The 1,452-nt window shown below is 38.7% G+C and carries 2 protein-coding genes; both read left to right on the forward strand.

Annotated elements, in window-relative coordinates; translation table 11 throughout:
• Positions 1-106 precede the first annotated feature (106 nt).
• Positions 107-754: an AbiV family abortive infection protein gene (locus AN944_RS20930; protein ID WP_055026578.1), complete on the forward strand. Its 648-nt coding sequence runs from the start codon at positions 107-109 to the stop codon at positions 752-754.
• A gap of 198 nt (positions 755-952) precedes the next feature.
• Positions 953-1,306, forward strand: a complete 354-nt coding sequence (locus tag AN944_RS20935) for a ribonuclease E inhibitor RraB (RefSeq protein ID WP_055026579.1) — start codon at positions 953-955, stop codon at positions 1,304-1,306.
• Positions 1,307-1,452 lie beyond the last annotated feature (146 nt).

Genomic DNA, 1,452 nt, shown 5'->3' on the forward strand with positions numbered 1-1,452 from the left:
CAAGCTAATTAATAAGGACAAAAAACAGTTGGCTGTTTTCGTTCCTCAACATTTTAGCCAACAATTTTTTGCCCATTATTAGGGCGTTAAGTTTCTCGAGGTTAAAGTGAGTCAAGACAAAATAAACAATGCAAAACCAGATGTTTTGATCGCAGGTGCGATGAAGTGCATTATGAACGCTCAACAATTGTGTACAGAGTCAAAGCTTTTACATGAGCATCAAATGTATGCAAGGTCATTTGCGCTCTCACACTTCTCACGCGAGGAGTTCGCGAAAGCATTGATGCTTTATAGAACCGCTATTGAAGTTAAATGTGGGTTAAAAGTTGATTGGAAAAGGCTAAATCGCCGTTTTCGAGACCATAAGCAAAAGTTAGTAAATGATCGCCTTATGTCGGCAATGATATATGGCTTGGCAGGTGTGGATCCAAGTGATGGTGCAAAGGTGCTTAGTGGCTCAATGGCAGGAATAGAGTTTAGTAACAATAGGAAAAACGAGTGCTTATATGTAGATTGGAGTTCTGGTGATTTCCACCTCCCTGAAGAGAAAATTAGTGAGGAATTGTCAAAACGCAATCTAGATTTAGCTACCCACAAAATCCTAATATTGTCTCCCATGATGATGAAACTCAATGAAATCCTTAATGCAACAAAAGACGAAGCTAGATCTGCATTTAAAGCCCTTGGTCCAGAATTTTTAGATAACCCAAGAGAGTTTATTAAAGACAAATTTGGGCTAGAAAAAGAAACTTAACAAATTGTTCAACTGGATTCCAAAACGCTCGGCACTTTTGTAATGGTCAGCATTTGTGGTTAAGGTGGTCATAAAAAGTTTGGTGGCAGCGTTTTCTCACCAATTAACAAGGCGTTATATTCGCAGGGAAGATCGGTTGTGCGTTCAATATATTTATCTCTAATCATATTCGTCTCTTTTAATGTTTTAGGAAAAGAAATGCAGTACCCAAATGACGAAAACGGTCAAGTATTACAAAGCATGTTTGAGCGTGGAGTAAACCTAAATAGAGAATATGAAATAGACTTCTTTCATCTTTTTAACGACGAAGAGTCCGCTGTAAAAATGGCATATGAAGTCGACCATTCGTACGAAAACATTAAAGTTAAAATTTATACTAATGATGTTTCGAAAGGCTTTGATGTATACGTATCTGTCAACATGGCACCGACGCATGAAAATATTACACATGTAGAGGTGACTTTTGCGGACATAGCTACAAAATACGGCGGGAAAAGTGATGGTTGGGGCTTCGAAAGCGAATATAACAAGCCACTCAAACAGGACAAATAAAGCTTGGCTTTTGTCACTGCGTTCCAAAGTTTAGTCAAGCATTTTTGCGCCCATTAGTAAGGCTACATGGACTCCCCTTTGTCAAGCAATAGTAATCCGACAACAACAGTGGATCTGACAGCAGCTCTACATTCGGCGTTTGATTA

It is taken from the genome of Shewanella sp. P1-14-1 (genome assembly GCF_001401775.1).
Taxonomy (GTDB): domain Bacteria; phylum Pseudomonadota; class Gammaproteobacteria; order Enterobacterales; family Shewanellaceae; genus Shewanella; species Shewanella japonica.

What these genes read in the sequence shown, in the direction of transcription:
- AN944_RS20935 (WP_055026579.1), top strand. Translation starts at nt 953, where the DNA reads ATGCAGTACCCAAATGACGAAAACGGTCAAGTATTACAAAGCATGTTT.